Source organism: Bacillus sp. XB1 (assembly GCF_053557995.1).
The window spans coordinates 916,868-933,323 of sequence record NZ_JBNRIL010000001.1; the positions used below are offsets into that span (position 1 = coordinate 916,868).

The 16,456-nt window shown below is 33.6% G+C and carries 20 protein-coding genes; 17 read left to right on the forward strand and 3 right to left on the reverse strand.

Annotation, left to right across the window (positions count from 1 at the left end; genetic code table 11):
- Window positions 1-163: 163 nt before the first annotated feature.
- From ACK1U5_RS04595 to ACK1U5_RS04610, 4 genes are all read left to right on the forward strand, one after another.
- Window positions 164-331 carry a hypothetical protein gene (locus ACK1U5_RS04595; protein WP_002196584.1) on the forward strand — a complete coding sequence of 56 codons (168 nt, stop codon included), beginning with the start codon at window positions 164-166 and terminating at the stop codon, window positions 329-331.
- 91 nt (window positions 332-422) lie between these two features.
- The gene (locus tag ACK1U5_RS04600) at window positions 423-923 is read left to right on the forward strand and encodes an HIT family protein (protein ID WP_175423924.1); all 501 of its coding nucleotides are present in this window, start codon (window positions 423-425) and stop codon (window positions 921-923) included.
- On the forward strand, window positions 907-1,743 hold the full coding sequence (locus ACK1U5_RS04605; RefSeq protein WP_069604802.1) for a PP2C family serine/threonine-protein phosphatase: 837 nt from the start codon (window positions 907-909) through the stop codon (window positions 1,741-1,743). Before ACK1U5_RS04600 ends, ACK1U5_RS04605 begins: the two co-directional genes overlap by 17 nt.
- Before the next feature lie 273 nt (window positions 1,744-2,016).
- Entirely contained in the window at window positions 2,017-2,400 is a 384-nt protein-coding gene (locus ACK1U5_RS04610; RefSeq protein ID WP_000528450.1) for a DUF4181 domain-containing protein, read from the forward strand.
- Window positions 2,401-2,476: 76 nt separating this feature from the next.
- Here the strand turns inward: ACK1U5_RS04610 and ACK1U5_RS04615 are convergent, their stop codons facing one another.
- Window positions 2,477-3,322 carry an oxidoreductase gene (locus ACK1U5_RS04615; RefSeq protein ID WP_061139191.1) on the reverse strand — a complete coding sequence of 282 codons (846 nt, stop codon included), beginning with the start codon at window positions 3,320-3,322 and terminating at the stop codon, window positions 2,477-2,479.
- 135 nt (window positions 3,323-3,457) lie between these two features.
- Between ACK1U5_RS04615 and ACK1U5_RS04620 the strand changes: the two genes are divergently transcribed.
- The 7 genes from ACK1U5_RS04620 to lpdA all read left to right on the forward strand — a co-directional run bounded on the left by ACK1U5_RS04620 (window position 3,458) and on the right by lpdA (window position 11,088).
- Complete coding sequence (locus tag ACK1U5_RS04620) at window positions 3,458-4,417, forward strand: AraC family transcriptional regulator (protein ID WP_113710677.1); 960 nt, start codon at window positions 3,458-3,460, stop codon at window positions 4,415-4,417.
- Window positions 4,418-4,527: 110 nt separating this feature from the next.
- Entirely contained in the window at window positions 4,528-5,724 is a 1,197-nt protein-coding gene (locus tag ACK1U5_RS04625; protein WP_069605379.1) for an MFS transporter, read from the forward strand.
- A gap of 42 nt (window positions 5,725-5,766) precedes the next feature.
- Entirely contained in the window at window positions 5,767-6,246 is a 480-nt protein-coding gene (locus ACK1U5_RS04630; RefSeq protein ID WP_000233797.1) for a DinB family protein, read from the forward strand.
- Window positions 6,247-6,415: 169 nt separating this feature from the next.
- Entirely contained in the window at window positions 6,416-7,414 is a 999-nt protein-coding gene (gene acoA / locus ACK1U5_RS04635; RefSeq protein WP_048567609.1) for an acetoin:2,6-dichlorophenolindophenol oxidoreductase subunit alpha, read from the forward strand.
- A 17-nt stretch (window positions 7,415-7,431) separates the two neighbouring features.
- A complete protein-coding gene (gene acoB / locus ACK1U5_RS04640; RefSeq protein ID WP_000198898.1) occupies window positions 7,432-8,466 on the forward strand; it encodes an acetoin:2,6-dichlorophenolindophenol oxidoreductase subunit beta in 1,035 nt (344 codons plus the stop codon).
- A gap of 27 nt (window positions 8,467-8,493) precedes the next feature.
- Window positions 8,494-9,693 carry a dihydrolipoamide acetyltransferase family protein gene (locus ACK1U5_RS04645; protein WP_000257762.1) on the forward strand — a complete coding sequence of 400 codons (1,200 nt, stop codon included), beginning with the start codon at window positions 8,494-8,496 and terminating at the stop codon, window positions 9,691-9,693.
- A gap of 15 nt (window positions 9,694-9,708) precedes the next feature.
- Entirely contained in the window at window positions 9,709-11,088 is a 1,380-nt protein-coding gene (lpdA, locus tag ACK1U5_RS04650) for a dihydrolipoyl dehydrogenase (protein ID WP_061139195.1), read from the forward strand.
- 85 nt (window positions 11,089-11,173) lie between these two features.
- Here lpdA and ACK1U5_RS04655 read toward each other — a convergent pair whose 3' ends face one another.
- Entirely contained in the window at window positions 11,174-11,767 is a 594-nt protein-coding gene (locus tag ACK1U5_RS04655) for a hypothetical protein (protein WP_000914430.1), read from the reverse strand.
- Between the two features lie 220 nt (window positions 11,768-11,987).
- Here ACK1U5_RS04655 and ACK1U5_RS04660 point away from each other — a divergent pair, with 220 nt between their 5' ends.
- From ACK1U5_RS04660 to ACK1U5_RS04670, 3 genes are all read left to right on the forward strand, one after another.
- Window positions 11,988-12,611 carry a DUF4085 domain-containing protein gene (locus tag ACK1U5_RS04660; RefSeq protein WP_000873445.1) on the forward strand — a complete coding sequence of 208 codons (624 nt, stop codon included), beginning with the start codon at window positions 11,988-11,990 and terminating at the stop codon, window positions 12,609-12,611.
- Window positions 12,612-12,696: 85 nt separating this feature from the next.
- Window positions 12,697-13,098 carry an Rrf2 family transcriptional regulator gene (locus ACK1U5_RS04665; RefSeq protein WP_000877650.1) on the forward strand — a complete coding sequence of 134 codons (402 nt, stop codon included), beginning with the start codon at window positions 12,697-12,699 and terminating at the stop codon, window positions 13,096-13,098.
- Between the two features lie 89 nt (window positions 13,099-13,187).
- Window positions 13,188-13,787 (forward strand): class I SAM-dependent methyltransferase, encoded by a 600-nt coding sequence (locus ACK1U5_RS04670; RefSeq protein ID WP_069604755.1) that lies wholly within the window; start codon window positions 13,188-13,190, stop codon window positions 13,785-13,787.
- Between the two features lie 65 nt (window positions 13,788-13,852).
- On the opposite strand, the gene ACK1U5_RS04675 is transcribed toward ACK1U5_RS04670, so the two are convergent.
- Window positions 13,853-14,350, reverse strand: coding sequence for a hypothetical protein (locus ACK1U5_RS04675; protein ID WP_000838470.1), 498 nt, complete (start codon window positions 14,348-14,350; stop codon window positions 13,853-13,855).
- 250 nt (window positions 14,351-14,600) lie between these two features.
- On the opposite strand from ACK1U5_RS04675, the gene ACK1U5_RS04680 reads away from it, so the two are divergent.
- From ACK1U5_RS04680 to ACK1U5_RS04690, 3 genes are read left to right on the forward strand one after another with little or no spacing between them, the layout of a single operon-like run.
- On the forward strand, window positions 14,601-15,386 hold the full coding sequence (locus tag ACK1U5_RS04680; RefSeq protein ID WP_000493656.1) for a DeoR/GlpR family DNA-binding transcription regulator: 786 nt from the start codon (window positions 14,601-14,603) through the stop codon (window positions 15,384-15,386).
- Window positions 15,383-15,979, forward strand: coding sequence for a GNAT family N-acetyltransferase (locus ACK1U5_RS04685; protein ID WP_000635674.1), 597 nt, complete (start codon window positions 15,383-15,385; stop codon window positions 15,977-15,979). Before ACK1U5_RS04680 ends, ACK1U5_RS04685 begins: the two co-directional genes overlap by 4 nt.
- Window positions 15,952-16,290, forward strand: a complete 339-nt coding sequence (locus tag ACK1U5_RS04690) for an NIPSNAP family protein (RefSeq protein WP_000499993.1) — start codon at window positions 15,952-15,954, stop codon at window positions 16,288-16,290. Before ACK1U5_RS04685 ends, ACK1U5_RS04690 begins: the two co-directional genes overlap by 28 nt.
- The last annotated feature ends 166 nt before the right edge of the window (window positions 16,291-16,456 follow it).

Below are 16,456 nucleotides of genomic sequence, written 5' to 3' on the forward strand. Positions count from 1 at the left end.
GTATAATTAATAGTTACTTGAAAATTTTCCAATATAAAAGGAGTATGTACAGAAAATGGAAAATATTATATGTGAAGTTACAGTACATTTTTTGGAAATATTTAAGCGAGATAGTGCGTATATTAATACATTCAAGTAAATGTATGTTATTTAGGGAGAAATGGTGGGAGGAGATGTGATTTTGGCTAAAAATAAAAAAAGAAATGATGCTTTGGCAATAGGTGTCGGTATAGGGGTTGTAATTGGTGTATTTCAAGGGCACTTTACAAATAATTTAGTAATAGGAATTGTAATTGGGATTATAATTGTGATTGCGTTTTTGAAGAAATAATGAGATGTAAATTCATTTCAAAAATTGTTGTATCAAAAGAATGAAAATTCGGAATACGAAACCTGTTTTTCCTTTTTTTGTGATATTATATATGAAAAGGAAGGTGATGGATATGTCAACAAACAATCAAATAGAACAAAACTGTTTCATTTGCAAAAAACATATAGGAAATATTATAGTTCCAGGTGGAGCTATTTACGAAGATGAACTCGTTTACGTTGGACATGTCCACTGGGATAGTGAAGAAACATACCTGGGTTATGTAATGATAGATATAAAAAGACATGTACCTGGCCTTGCTGAACTAACAGATGAAGAAGCGAAAGCGTTCGGACTTATAACAAGTAGAGTAAGTAAAGCGCTAAAAGAAAGCGAAGGTGCAGAGCATATTTACACTTTTGTTTCAGGAAATAGTGTACCACATATGCATATGCACATTATTCCGCGTTATCCGAATACACCAAAAGAGTTTTGGTCACCAACCGAGATAGCGAAATGGACTGGCGCACCATATGGTGACGAAGAGAAAATAAAAAAACTATGTGAAAGAATACGAAAGTATATGGTAAATGAGTATGCATACAACAAATAATACACAATACTCATGGGTTGGAAATATAGAAATGTGTTTAGGAGAAATTTCAGTTAAACAATATGGTGATATTGTACTTGGTAAATATGGCGGGAATAAAAGTGCTGGAGCGAAAAAGAATGAAGATGGTGCATTAGTTTGGTCAAATGGTGAATGGGAATTTGCAGCTATATTAGATGGACATAATAGTGCAGAAAGTGTTGATTTAGTAGTAAATACAATCGAAAAAGAATATGAAAATATAAAAGTAATTTTGAATGAACCAATTAATACAGTGTTTCAATCTGTTGAAAATCATATACTGACAATTTTTCAGGCATCTTCATTTAAGGAAAAGTGCAAAAAAATTAAAGGTGAAACAGCTTGCTTACTATGTGTAAGGAAAGAAAATTATATATGGTGGCTTTCTATCGGTGATTGTTTAGTGTATGTATTTCATGAAGAGTTACATAAGTTAGGACAATATGCATTAAATCAACGTCATTTTTACGAATGGATTGGAAATGTAAACACATTTGATTTACCTGTTCCTTGCTATTCATCAGGTATTCGTGAATTACGTACTGGAAAGAACCGAATTGTAATGGTGACAGATGGAGTATTAGAATGCGGGGAACGCCGATATGAAATACCTGTAAATTTGTATAATGCTATGAACAGAAATGATAAAACACTAAAAGAAAATATTCACAATGTTTTAGAACACGTGCATCATCAGTTGGGACGTGATAGTGCGACAATTATTAGTTGGGACGTAGAAAATAAAAGGAATGCTACGTATCCGAGTGATCAGCCGGAGAAAATGAAAGTAAGAAAATAAAAGGATAGGTTTTGTTGTCAATTAGAAAAATAACTCTATTAATTTTATGAGTACTATCTACATTCATTTTGAAAAAATAGCAAGAAAAAGGTTATACATCCCGAAGAAAAGGATGGGAAATAGATTGTTGTTGTACAATACATAAAACATGTCTTGATAAAACTACTACTAAAGAAGTAAGCATAAAGAAAATGAAGATATTATCGAAACATTAAAAAATTATATAGTCCACTTTGTTACGAAAACATAATTAATTTAATAGGAGGGAATGCAATGGGCAACTCTACTATTTGGATTATAGTTATTAGTATGATAATTGGAGGATATTTTTTAGAAAAGTTTTTAAGGAAAAAATTAAATATGCCAAAGGGGAATGTTTGGATATATAAACATATAAATGGTTTACATGTAAAATTAGAAATAGGTCTTTTTATCATATATCTTATAGTAAGTTTTATTTATCTGTTCAAAGTAGAAAATGCTAATATAGGAATTGCTGTACTTACTTATTTTGGAGCAATTTCCTTATTACGCGTATGGATGGAATGGAAGTATAACAGAGAAACAAAGGAATATATTCTTTCTATAATTGGATTCTTTGCATTTGTTTTTATGGTTTCAATGTTACTTTATTTTGATCCTCTTTCTACATATTAATATCGTTTTGTTTTTTTATGATGAATATTTAAAAAGAGTAGCTACCATTATTTATCTTGATAGTTACTCTTTTTATTTACAACTTCCTAAAACTCCTCAAAACAAGATATTCCCACAATCTCCAAGGAAGAATCTTCTTCGCAAAGATCATAAATTTCACACCTTTACCGATTGGATATCGTAAATTTGTACGCTTAGATTCAGCAATTTCTACAATTTTATTAGCAACATCTATCGGATTACCAAATGTATCACTGCCGCTATTAATATGTTTTTGTATTTTATCCATATACTCTTTGTAAGGAGATGTTGTATCAGATTGGTTTTCAGCGAGTTGTTTCCCAACCTCCCATATGTTTGTGTTATAAGAACCTGGTTCAATTAAAGCAACATCTATTCCGAAAGGTTTTCCTTCTAAGCGAAGTGATTCACTCCAGCCTTCTAATGCATATTTTGAAGATACATAAGGAGATAAACCAGGGAATCCAACTTGGCCGCTAATGCTGCTAATATTAATGATTTTTCCACTTCTTTGTTTTCTCATATACGGTAAGACAAGCTGAGTAATTGATATAGCCCCAAATAGGTTCGTTTCAAATTGTTTGCGGTATTCCTCTACTGGAATTTCTTCTACAAAGCCCCCATTTGCATATCCTGCGTTATTAATAAGTAGGTCTACTCTGTTTATTTCTTTTATATATAATTGAAAGTTATGTATAGAATTTTGATCTGTTACATCTAATTGTTGAACTTTTATATTTTGCTGTAAGTTGAGTTCAGTAACTTGAGATAGTAAGGTTCCTTGTTTTTCTAGGTTTCGCATTGTAGCAATGACTAAATAGTCTTTTTTCGCAAGTTCAAGCGTTGCTAATAGGCCGAATCCACTTGAAGCCCCAGTAATAATTGCAATTTTTTTATTCATTGTCGGCTCGCTTTCTTTTTCTTTTATCATAACGAGATATAAAGGTAAAAGCTATTTATTGTATAAAGATATTTGTTATAATTGAAAATAATTATCAATTGATTGTAATTTGTATATAAAAGGAGTGTGGATTTCATGAAGACTAACAGTTTTCATGATATTTTTAGTAAATATTTTCATGGGTTACAAGTTGTAGAAGAAAGATATATGTATGTGCCAAAAACAATAGGTATGGGTGAAGTGCGAAGGTGGAGCTCGTTTTCTGGAATGGAAATAGTGCTATCAAATTACCAGTTTCATAAAAACCATCGCATTCAATTTGCATCGGATGCAGCAATGGTGGAACTTAATTTTTGTTTACAAGGATCCGGGGAAGTACAAGTTGGTTACTCTACAAATAAATTAATGGCTGGGAATAGCTATTTATATTTTATGAATGACTTTGAAGTTCTATTTGAATATGAAAAAGAAACTCCACTATATTCATTAGCAATTGGAATTCCTGTACAGTTGTTTAATCATTTCATGCTAAATTGTGCTATTGAAAAAAGTCATGATTTTCATACTATAATAGGAAATCAATCTTTTAAAAAGTTTCAAACCCCCATTGATGCCCTAACATCTAATATTATTAAGAGAATGTTAGAGAATTCCCAAAAGGATCGTATTAATCAACTCGAAATAGAAAGTAAAGCGCTCGAATTGCTTTCTATATACTTTGGGAAAGTATTACTGAATGATCGTGATGCAAATAAAAGGAGCCAATTATCCAAAAAGGATTTAAATAAAATAAAACAAGCTGAAGAAATTTTACTTCAAAGAATGGAGTCACCCCCATCATTATTAGAATTAGCTAAAATAGTAGGATTAAATGATTATAAATTAAAAATTGGTTTTAAAGAATTATTTGGCACGTCCACATTTGCATATTTAAGAGAACAGCGAATGGAAAGAGCAATGCTTTTATTGCGTTCGGGAACTAGTAATGTGACCGAAACGGCAGTTGCTGTTGGATACAATAATATTAGTCATTTTTCAGAGTCATTTAAAAAGAAATATGGAATGAAACCTTCTGAAATTTTGCGTATGTATTAAAAATCCGTTATACCGTAAACTCCTCCACCATTTGGTAGTTGTATTTTGTCATAATCATTATAATTACAATCAACATCCAATTGGAAATAATTTTTTATGGGGGAATTTAAATGAAAGAGCGGAATGAAAGTCATTTTTGGATATTTGTATTAATAGGAATCTTTCTTATTATAACAACAACTGGTTTCGCCCGTATGGCATATGGAATTATACTGCCATTTATGCAGGAAGGACTTCACTTATCTACGGCTCAATCAGGTATGCTAGGAACCATACTTTTTTTAGGTTATTTATTAACTGTAGGAACATCTGGAATATTTACTATCCGTTTTGGCGCAAAATCAGTTTTATTAATAGGCAGTTGGTTCGTCGTTATAAGCTTAATGGGATTAGCGTTTGTTTCTTCGTTTTGGATAGTTGCTTTTTGTATGCTATGTGCTGGAGCTGGTAGTGCTCTTGTATATACACCACTCATGTCAATAACGGTAGGGTGGTTTCCAGACAAAAGAGGAACTGTAATGGGACTGTTATTAAGCGGTGCAGGTATAGGTATGCTATTTAGTGGAATAATTGTTCCTTATGTAGTGCGCACATTTCCTGAGTATAGTTGGCGTGGTGCATGGTTTTTGTTTGGAGTTATTACATGTATCATTGTATTTGCCGTTTCAGTTGTTTTGAAAAATCCAGAAGTTACTGAAGATGAGCAAAAAATGAGTAATAAATCGTTTTTATGGAAAACGAAAGAACTATATATCATTGCATGGATGTATTTTATTGTTGGTGTTGTATATTTAATTCCAAATTTATATCAAACTAGTTTTATGATTGATAGTGGTATCTCAGCATCAATTTCGGGGACTGTTTATGCAATTGCTGGCATCTTTTCAATCGTAGGAGCATCTGTCTGGGGATTTATTTCGGATCGAATTGGTATAAAGAAGAGTTTATGTAGTGCGCTTTTATTAGCTATTATAGGTGATATGGCTCCAATTATATTTGGAAATATAACTGGTTTTATCGTGTCGGCAATTATTTGGGGTTCTAGCCTCGGAGGTATACTATTATTAATTCAAGTTGCAGCTTCAAAGCAAGTATCTCCGAAATATGTCTCAATGGCAATTAGTTTTATATCTGTTTTCTATGCAGTTGGGCAAATGATTGGACCTGGAATTGCGGGCTGGGTTATTGAGAGAAGTGGTTATGCATTAGCTTATGTATTAGGTGCTTTCGGTTTCTTTATGTGCATATGTATGGGGTTATGCTTAAAAAGAGGAAATCTTACAAACTCAGCGTATTTAGAGAAGTGAGTATTGTCATGAAATGAATCTTTTTAACAGGAGGGAAGAAAAATGGTCCATGTGAAAGATGTATTAGCAGATCAGTTATTAGCAAATGCAAATGATCCCAGTTGGTATATGCCATTTTCAGATGCAGTTAAGGATTTATCTGAGAGGGAAGCTTTCTGGAAACCGAATGAAGAGAGTAATAGTATAGCTGAAATTGTACAACATTTACTGTATTGGAACTCTACGTGGCAAACTAGGTATAAAGAATCAAATGTTAATGCAGTACCCTCTATAGGAGATAATAACAAAAGTTTTATGCTTTCAGATAATCAAACTTTCGATGAATTACGGGAAAAACTACTAGAAAAACTGTTACAATGGCAAAATCTTATAAATGAAGAAAAGGTTGAAAGTGATGTAGTAGGATTTCCTGTTTCTGCAAAGTGGTGGGAAGTGTTAGCGAATGTAACAACTCATAATGCATATCATATTGGCCAAATTATTTACATCCGAAAATTACAGCAGAGCTTTGATAATGAATAAGATAATAGTTCTCAAATTAGGTGAACAAAAGTGGACAAAACGAGACAGATGTCTCATTTTGTCCACTTTTTTATTATGAAAGAAAAGAGAAAACCTATTAAATCAAGGATTAGAATTTGGCACGGTACTTGCAATATAACAGACGAACAAGAAAATAGGAGGGCTGGACATGTTAAAAACAACTGAAAGTAAAGGGAATGAAATTACGAAAGAACAAGCTCGTTGGATGTACGAAAAAATGTTAGAGATTCGTAAGTTTGAAGATAAGGTGCATGAATTGTTCGCGCAAGGCGTTTTGCCAGGTTTTGTTCATTTATACGCAGGTGAAGAAGCGGTAGCAGTTGGTGTATGTGCCCACTTAACGCATAGTGACAGTATTACAAGTACACATAGAGGTCATGGACATTGTATCGCAAAAGGTTGTGATTTAAATGGTATGATGGCTGAACTTTTCGGGAAAGCAACAGGATTATGTAAAGGTAAAGGCGGTTCCATGCATATTGCGGATTTAGATAAAGGAATGCTTGGTGCTAATGGCATTGTAGGCGGGGGTTTCCCACTTGCTTGCGGTTCAGCATTGACAGCTAAATATAAAGGAACAAAAGATGTAAGTGTTTGTTTCTTCGGTGACGGAGCAAATAATGAAGGAACATTCCATGAAGGGGTTAATTTAGCGGCGATTTGGAAGTTACCAGTTATTTTTATTGCAGAAAATAACGGTTACGGTGAAGCAACTACATTTGAATATGCTTCAAGTTGTGATTCTATTGCGGATCGTGCAAAAGCTTATAATATTCCAGGCGTTCAAGTAGATGGAAAAGATCTTCTAGCTGTATATAAAGCTGCTGCAGAAGCAGTGGAACGTGCGCGTAATGGTGATGGTCCAACAATTATTGAATGTATGACATATCGTAATTACGGTCATTTTGAAGGTGAAGCGCAAACATATAAAACATCAGAAGAAAAAGAAGAACATTTAAATGAAAAAGATGCGATTGTGAATTTCCGTAAGCATTTAATTCATGAAGGTTTATTAACGGAATCTGAACTTGTTGATATGGAAAAAGCAGTAGATGATGCAGTACAAAGATCCATTGAATTTAGTGAAAATAGTCCATACCCAGACGATGAAGAATTATTAAAAGATGTATACGTTTCTTACAAATAAGAGGAGGGTGAAAAATTATGACTAGAACAGTAAGTATGTCAACTGCAATTAATGAAGCAATGAAAATCTCAATGCGTCGTGATGAAAATGTAATTTTAATAGGTGAAGATGTTGCAGGCGGTGCACAAGTTGATCATCTGCAAGATGATGAAGCTTGGGGTGGTGTTCTTGGTGTTACGAAAGGACTTGTACAAGAGTTTGGCCGAAATCGTATATTGGATACACCAATTTCTGAAGCGGGTTATATGGGAGCTGCGATGGCAGCTGCTGCAACTGGGTTACGTCCGATAGCTGAGTTAATGTTTAATGATTTTATCGGTAGTTGTCTTGACCAAGTATTAAACCAAGGTGCGAAATTCCGTTATATGTTTGGAGGTAAAGCAAAAGTACCCGTTACAGTACGTACGATGCATGGTGCTGGTTTTAGTGCAGCAGCTCAGCATTCACAAAGTTTGTACGCATTATTTACGAGCATACCAGGTATTAAAGTTGTTGTTCCTTCCACGCCGTATGATGCAAAAGGCTTATTATTAGCAGCAATTGAAGATGATGATCCAGTAATCTTCTTTGAAGATAAAACACTTTACAATATGAAAGGTGAAGTGCCGGAAGGGTATTATACAATTCCTTTAGGAAAAGCAGATATTAAACGAGAAGGTTCTGATGTAACAATTGTCGCAATCGGAAAACAAGTTCATACAGCACTTGCAGCTGCAAAGCAATTATCGAAAAAGGGGCTTGAAGTAGAAGTAATTGATCCACGATCTTTATCACCGCTTGATGAAGATACTATTTTATCATCTGTTGAAAAAACAAATCGTCTTATCGTTATTGACGAAGCGAATCCAAGATGTAGTATCGCAACAGATATTGCGGCAATTGTAGCGGATAAAGGTTTTGATTTGTTAGATGCACCTATTAAACGAATTACAGCACCACATACACCTGTTCCGTTCTCACCACCACTTGAAAAGTTGTATTTGCCAACGCCAGAAAAAGTAATTGAAACTGTATCAGAAATGATTGGAGACCAATCTTTATTACATGTGTAATAAAACGATGAGAAGGGAGAGAGACACATGGCTGTAGAAGTTGTAATGCCGAAGTTAGGTATGGCGATGAAAGAAGGTATTATTACGAGCTGGAATATTAAAGCAGGCGATAATGTAGCAAAAGGAGAACTGATTGCTAGTATTAATTCAGAAAAAATTGAAACGGAAATTGAAGCGCCAGCTGATGGTACGGTACTTGATATAGCTGTAAGTGAAGATGAAGGAGTGCCGCCTGGTACTGTAATTTGCTACATCGGTAAACCGAATGAAAAAGTAGAAATGCAGGAAAGCACACATGTTATAGAAGAAAAAACATCTAATATAGAAGTACAAAATATACAAAATCAAGAACCAAATGGGAAAGAAGTATCGAAGCAAAGAATTAAAATTTCACCTGTAGCGAAGAAAATTGCAAAGTCTGAAAATCTGGATATCAAGGCATTAGTTGGTACAGGTCCTGGCGGAAGGATTACAAAGGCAGATGTATTAAAGGCGCTAGAAGAAAGAGTAGCAAATCCAGAAGTACCTGAACAAGAAGAAAGTACAGTCGTTCCTGTTACTGGTATGAGAAAAGCAATTGCGAGTCGTATGCATGCAAGCTTACAAAATAGTGCGCAATTAACATTAACGATGAAAGTAGATGTTACAGATTTAGTTGCATTACATAAAGACATAGCGGAAGTTGTACAAAAACGATACGAAAACAAACTAACCATTACGGATTTCGTTTCTCGTGCTATTGTATTAGCGCTTAGAGAGCATAAAGAAATGAACAGCGCTTATATAGATGATGCAATTCATCAATTTGAACATGTGCATTTAGGCATAGCAGTCGCATTAGAAAAAGGATTAGTCGTTCCAGCTATTCGCTTTGCAAATAATTTATCTTTAGTAGAGTTGTCTAAAGAGATTAAGGATATGGCACAAAAGGCGCGAGCAGGTAGCTTAAGTAGTGATGATATGCACGGAACGACATTTACAATTAGTAATTTAGGTAGCTTTGGTATTGAATATTTCACACCTGTATTAAATACACCTGAGACTGGTATTTTAGGTATTGGCGCAATTGAACATGTTCCTGTATATAAAGGGAAAAAATTAAAAAAAGGTAGTATGTTACCTTTAAGTTTAACATTCGATCATCGTGTACTAGACGGTGCACCAGCAGCTGCATTTTTACGCACAATTAAATATTATTTAGAAGAACCTATAACAATTCTTTTATAAAGAGAAGGTGAGAGAATGAGTAAATTAGTTGTAATTGGAGGCGGACCAGCTGGATATGTAGCGGCAATTACCGCGGCTCAAAATGGAAAAGAGGTCACTCTTATTGATGAAGCTGACCTTGGCGGAACGTGTTTAAATGTTGGGTGTATGCCGACGAAATCATTGTTAGAAAGTGCAGAAGTGCATGACATTGTGAGAAAAGCGAATGATTATGGGGTTACGCTTAATACAGGAAGTATATCAATTGATTGGGATCAAATACAGGCAAGGAAATCACAAATCGTAATGCAACTCGTCCAAGGAATACAATATTTAATGAAGAAAAATAAAATTAAAGTTATAAAAGGAAAAGCGAAATTCGAAACGGATCATCGTGTGCGAGTTGTACAAGGAAATAAAGAAGAAGTAGTGGATGGAGAGAGGTTTATTATCGCAGCTGGTTCCGAACCTACAGAATTACCATTCGCTCCGTTTGATGGAAAATGGATTTTAAATAGTAGCCATGCGATGTCTCTTGAGAGTGTACCATCTTCATTGTTAATCGTTGGCGGTGGTGTAATAGGATGCGAGTTTGCAAGTATTTATAGTCGCCTTGGGACAAAAGTTACGATTGTTGAAATGGCACCGCAATTATTACCAGATGAAGATGAAGATATCGCACATATTTTAAGAGAGAAATTAGAAAGTGATGGCGTAGAAATATTTACAGGAGCTGCTTTAAAAGGATTAAATAATTATAAGAAGCAAGCTTCATTTGAATATGAAGGTAGTATCCAAGAAGCTAACCCGGAATATGTTCTCATTTCTGTCGGCCGAAAACCACGTGTACAACAATTAGATTTAGAAAAAGCAGGGGTTCAGTTTTCAAATAAAGGGATTGCTGTGAACGAACATATGCAAACGAACGTATCACATATTTACGCAGCTGGTGATGTGATCGGTAGAATTCAGCTTGCTCACGTTGCCTTCCATGAAGGAACGACAGCAGCATTACACGCAAGTGGAGAAGACGTGAAAGTAAATTATCACGCTGTGCCTCGATGTATATACACAGCTCCAGAAATAGCTAGTGTCGGGTTAAGTGAAAAAGGTGCAAGAGAACAATATGGTGATATTCTCATCGGAGAATTTCCTTTTACAGCGAACGGAAAAGCTCTTATTTTAGGAGAACAAGTAGGGAAAGTAAAAGTCATTGTGGAACCTAAATACCAAGAAATTGTAGGGATTTCTATTATCGGTCCTTATGCAACTGAACTTATTGGTCAAGGAACCGTAATGATTCATACAGAAGTTACCGCTGATATAATGAGAGATTATATTGCAGCACATCCAACTTTATCTGAGGCGATTCATGAAGCGTTAATGCAAGCAGTAGGACATGCTGTACATGCTTAAATAGAAATATGATAAACCACTATTCTCTAAATGAAAGAGAGAATAGTGGTTTGAATTTTTATAGAAGAAATTAAATGTCTTATTACTATTTAATTTCAATCGCTGAAGTAATATCGTTCCAATCAGCAGCTAAATTAGCAGTTTTACCGTACCAATCAGCATGTTTAAATAAAACGCCTTTTCCATATCCTTGTGTTGAAGTGTGCTCCCAAAGTGTCGTTGAATAACTTGCAGAAGGTGACGCTGTACTTACAGAAGAAATTCTGTCATTCCAGCTAGACGGTAAGTTTTTAAATCCGCTGCTCCAGTAAATGTATTGGCCACCTTTATCTTTATGTTCATAAAAATCAGTACTACCAGCACCGCTACCTAAAGGATTAATTTTATTTTTAATTGCTTTTTTATCCTTTTCAATATACGCATCTAATGTTTCACGACTAGTAAAACCATAAGCTAGCCAATCCCCATTTTCATTTTGCTCTGGTAATACCATAGTAATTTGGATATTTTTCTTATCCTGATCATTTAATTTTGCAAATGAATTAACATTTTGTTCATCCACTTTTAAATAATCAAATGACTTAATTGTGTTGCTTTTTTCTTCAGCACTTACCGCACCTAGTCCTCCAGTTAATGCAAAACCCGCTACTAATGTTCCTGCTACTAATTTCTTCAACATATAACCATCCCTTTTTGTTTGAATTTTTGTACAGGTGAATCTTGTACAGCTAAAATGTATTCTAATTTTATACTTTTGTAAATATTCTGAAGTTTTAGAAATAATAGGCGGAATATTTACAGTTTTACATTTTTTCTTTAGAAAAAATAGTTATTGGAATGATATAATAAGTGGATATATTGTTTTTACTGGATTTAAAAATGTTTTAGGAGAGGTGTCATTGAAATATTTTACAAGAGATTGGTATAAAAAAATGCAAGTTTTAGAATTTGTAAGTTTTATAGAGTCTATAAAAGAATGGTCAGAAATGGATATACAAAGTTTAAAGGAAGAAATAGAGGAAAGGAAAATAGATTTATTAAAATTCCTTCCTGAATCGATATACTCAATTATACAAAACATCACAATTAATTCAGAATACCCATCAGGTGAACTGAAAAAACGTATGCAAAAGTGGTCAACAGATTATGAGAAAAGAGTGGCACAATTAGATCAATTATACGTAGAATATTTTAATTCCATTGAGAAAAAACTTCCGTCAAATGTCGCTCAGTTACACAAGACATCACTACACGATAGTGTAATTAAAGTAATAAAGAGAGAATCAGAAGATACTTTGTCTATCGTATTAGATTGCAGTGGTACTTTTAGTGAATTTGATAAACTTGAAGTAACCTTTATAGGAGTAACAAAGTGTTCTATGCCGGAAAACTTTGAAAATGCTTGGTGGTTATATCATGAAATAGCTCTTACTGAAGATGGTTTTGAACTAGGTGTTTTATTTGACTCTCCATTTAGAGAAGTGACGATTTGCGCGGCAGATGTATTACTTGTGAAGAAATAATGTTGTATGGAGTATTACAAACGTTTGACATAATAAAAAAATAAAGTTATTGTAGATACATGAAGTCTACAATAGGGGCTGTATTATGAAATATTCTAAAGCTACAAATTATGCTCTTCATACAATGCTTTTTCTGGCAAAGGCTACACCAAATAAGTTAGTTAGTGTTCACCAATTAGCAGAAATGCAAAATGTTTCACCAACGTACTTGTCTAAAATACTAACTAAGTTGACGAAGGAAGGGATGATACATTCATCATCTGGTCCAAAGGGCGGTTACTCGCTTAGTAAGAATTGGGAAGATATTTCATTTTTAGATATTATACATGCAATTGAAGGTAAAACATCATTGTTTGAATGTTGTTTACATGACAAACCTGGATGTTTAATTAATGAAGTAATGCTCGCAGCAGAAGAGAAAATGGAAGAAGAGTTACGAAATCAAAAAATCGTAGATCTTGCGAAAAAAATAAAAGTGGATTTTTAATCTGCTTTTATTTTTAAATTAATTAAGGATAAAAAGACTCTTTGATATCTTTAATTGTAGTTAGAAAATGATATGAAGAAGGAGAGAAGATGATGACTAAATTTTGGAATGATCGATATAAATCAGATGAATATTTTTACGGGGAAGAACCTAATACATTTATTAAAGAACAAGCATTTCGTTTAGCAAATCACAATAAAGTAATAGCATTTGCGGAGGGAGAAGGTAGAAATGCTGTATTTCTAGCAAGACAAGGGAACGAAGTAGCAGCTATTGATTATTCGGAAGGTGGATTAGAGAAGACAAAAAAATTGGCAGAGAAGCATAATGTAAACGTGCATACAAAAAAAGTAGATTTATTAGCTGATAGTTTGCCAGAAAATGAATATGATGCAGCAATTATGGTATTTGGACATTTTCATGATGATTATAAAAAAATGATATTAGGTAAAATGATACAAACGATAAAGCCTGGTGGTTTAATTATGTTTGAAGTTTACTCAAAAAAACAAATAAACTATGGTACTGGTGGGCCAAAAGATGTTGATATGCTGTATGATCCAATTGATATTCTTACTTGGTGTGAAGAACATAAGGTAATTCATTTCTTTAATGGAGAACAAGAGCGAGTTGAAGGGAAAGGGCACACTGGTTTAGCTGATGTTATTCAAGTTGTTATTAGAAAATGAATATAAGTGTTAATGAAAGGTAAATGTATGAATGTAAAAAGACCAGTCATTTAAGACTGGTCTTTCTATTTAGATACTAAATTATCAAGCTTCCAATATGTATTTGTTAACGGCGCAGCTTTGCTATCTATGTATAAATACATATTATTTAAATCTTTTGGTGAAGTTTTCAGTTCAAACACAACGTCAGTAGTTAAAGAGAATTCGTGTGGAACATTTTTATAGTGCTCGTCATCTATCGGATGAGCTTCACCTTCATATTTCTGACCAGTTTTTTCATCTTGTATGAAATATTTTATTTCCGAAAGATCAATAGTTTGTCCATCGTCCCGAACATTATTAATCATAACACGAGTAGTAAGGCGCCGCTCTTTGTCTATTTTTTCAAACTTTGCATTTTCAACTGTTGCTCTATAGTATTCGTTTTTAACTATTTCTCCATAGTGCATTGCATTCTTTTCGAGAGCGCTCTTTTCTTGTTTTGATGTAGTATTGCTATTACATCCTGTTAATATTCCAGTAAATAATAATGCTGTACATGTCGTTTTGATTAATGATTTCATAGTAATCCCTTTCTGTATTAAAAAGTAAAACATAGGAATAATTTTACATCAACAGGAAGGTAAATGGAAGTATTTTTGCGTAATATACAGATATACATTTATTTGGTTGGCAAATTATTGGGATAGAAAGAGGGAGAAGGCTGTATAAAACGGAATAAATAAGAACTGAAAATATTGTAAAACAGAAGGGGCATATATATAATTAAAATAAAGTTTAAGTTTCTGAATCTTCAATAACGGTGGTGATAACATGTTTACTGAAGAACGTCGAGAGAGAATCTTAGAACTACTTAATACAGATGGAAGAGTAATCGCAAAGGAACTTGCGGAAAGATTTGATATGTCTATTGATTCTATAAGAAGAGATTTGTCTATTATGGAAAAGGATGGTTTATTAAAAAGAACGCACGGAGGTGCAATTGAACTTACGCGAGTGAGGAACTTAGCTGCGGAACCAGCTAAACGTTATAGTGATAGCTCAATATATGAGGACACAATTGCAAAAGTTGCGGCATCTTATATACAAGAAGATGATTCTATTTTTATTGGCGGGGCTTCCATTCATAATGCGATGCTGAAATATTTACCGGAAGTATCATTTACGGTTATTACGAATTCTATAGAAATAGCTGGTCATCTAAGAGAATATAAGAACATCGATACATATTTAATTGGTGGAAAAGTAAAGCCTTCAGGAAATATTACTGATACATTTGCCTCTGAATTGATAAGTAGATTTTCTATTGATTTTTATTTCTCTACAGGTGGAGGCATTTCATTACAAGGTATTAGTACTGCAACACCTGAAGTTGCTTATTTTAGTAAAAGAGTAAGTGAAATTGCTAGAAGAAATATTTGTTTAGCTCCGCATAATAAACTTGGAATAGATTGTTTTATAAGAGGAGAGTCTCTAAAAGAAATTGACCTTATTATAACTGACGAAGAGGCTAGTAAAGAAACTGTTCAGGAATTTGAGAAACAAGGTAAACAAGTTGTAATAGCGCCATTATATTCATTTGAAAGGAGTTTGACATGATTGTAAAAGAGCAAGAGTTTCATATAAATGGATTAACTTATACAATTCGTTCTGCAGCTGAGAAAGATGCTGAGCAGTTATCGAAAATTAGAGTTCAGATTGATGGAGAAACTGAAAATATGGATAGAGATGCTGGAGAGGGATTTATAGATGACCTAGGGTTTCAAAAAATAATAAAAACAGATAGTGAAGAAACGAAGAATCTCTTTTTAGTTGCAGAAGTGCACAATCGAATCGTTGGATTTTCAAGGTGTGAAGGATCAAATTTTAAGAGATTATCTCATAAAGTGGAGTTTGGTGTTTGCATTTTAAAAGAGTTTTGGGGATATAAAATGGGTAAGAGCCTATTACAACAATCTATTAAATGGGCTGACGAAAATGCAGTAAATAAAATATCTTTACAAGTATTAGAGACAAACGAGAAAGCTATTCATCTTTATAAAAAAATAGGTTTTGAAGTAGAAGGCATTTTGAAAAATGACAAAAGACTATCGGATGGAAAGTATTATAATACGGTAGTGATGGGAAGATTTACTAATACTTTTCATAAAAGAGGGGAAGAGGTATGTTTTACAGAAGGAAGTACTATGTAGTGAAAAATGAATTCATAGAAGTATTTAATGATCATTTCAATAATACGAACTTACCTAATCAATTAAAGCATGGTTCTAGGCTAATAGGACGCTGGATGAAAGATAATAAGAATGGTACGTCTGAAGTATTTGCCATATGGGAATATGATAGTTATGAACAGTATAATGAAATAGAATCGAAAATTAGAAGTGACGAGAGGCATATTAAAAGAATACATGAATGGTATGAAAACCATGGCGGGAAAGAATATGTTTTACAGGAGTACATAGTAGAGATGAAAAATGAAGAGTTAGTATGTACTGTAAAGTAACAGAGGGGTGAGGGATAATAGAAATTAGAACAAAATTATATTTTAGTTTAGCATCCACTATTTTATTTGCAATAGCCGTGATTGTTTTCTTTATAAATGGTAATCCACAAAAGTGGTTTTGGTTATGTATTTTCTTTGCGTCCATTATACAAAATATAGTGCTACT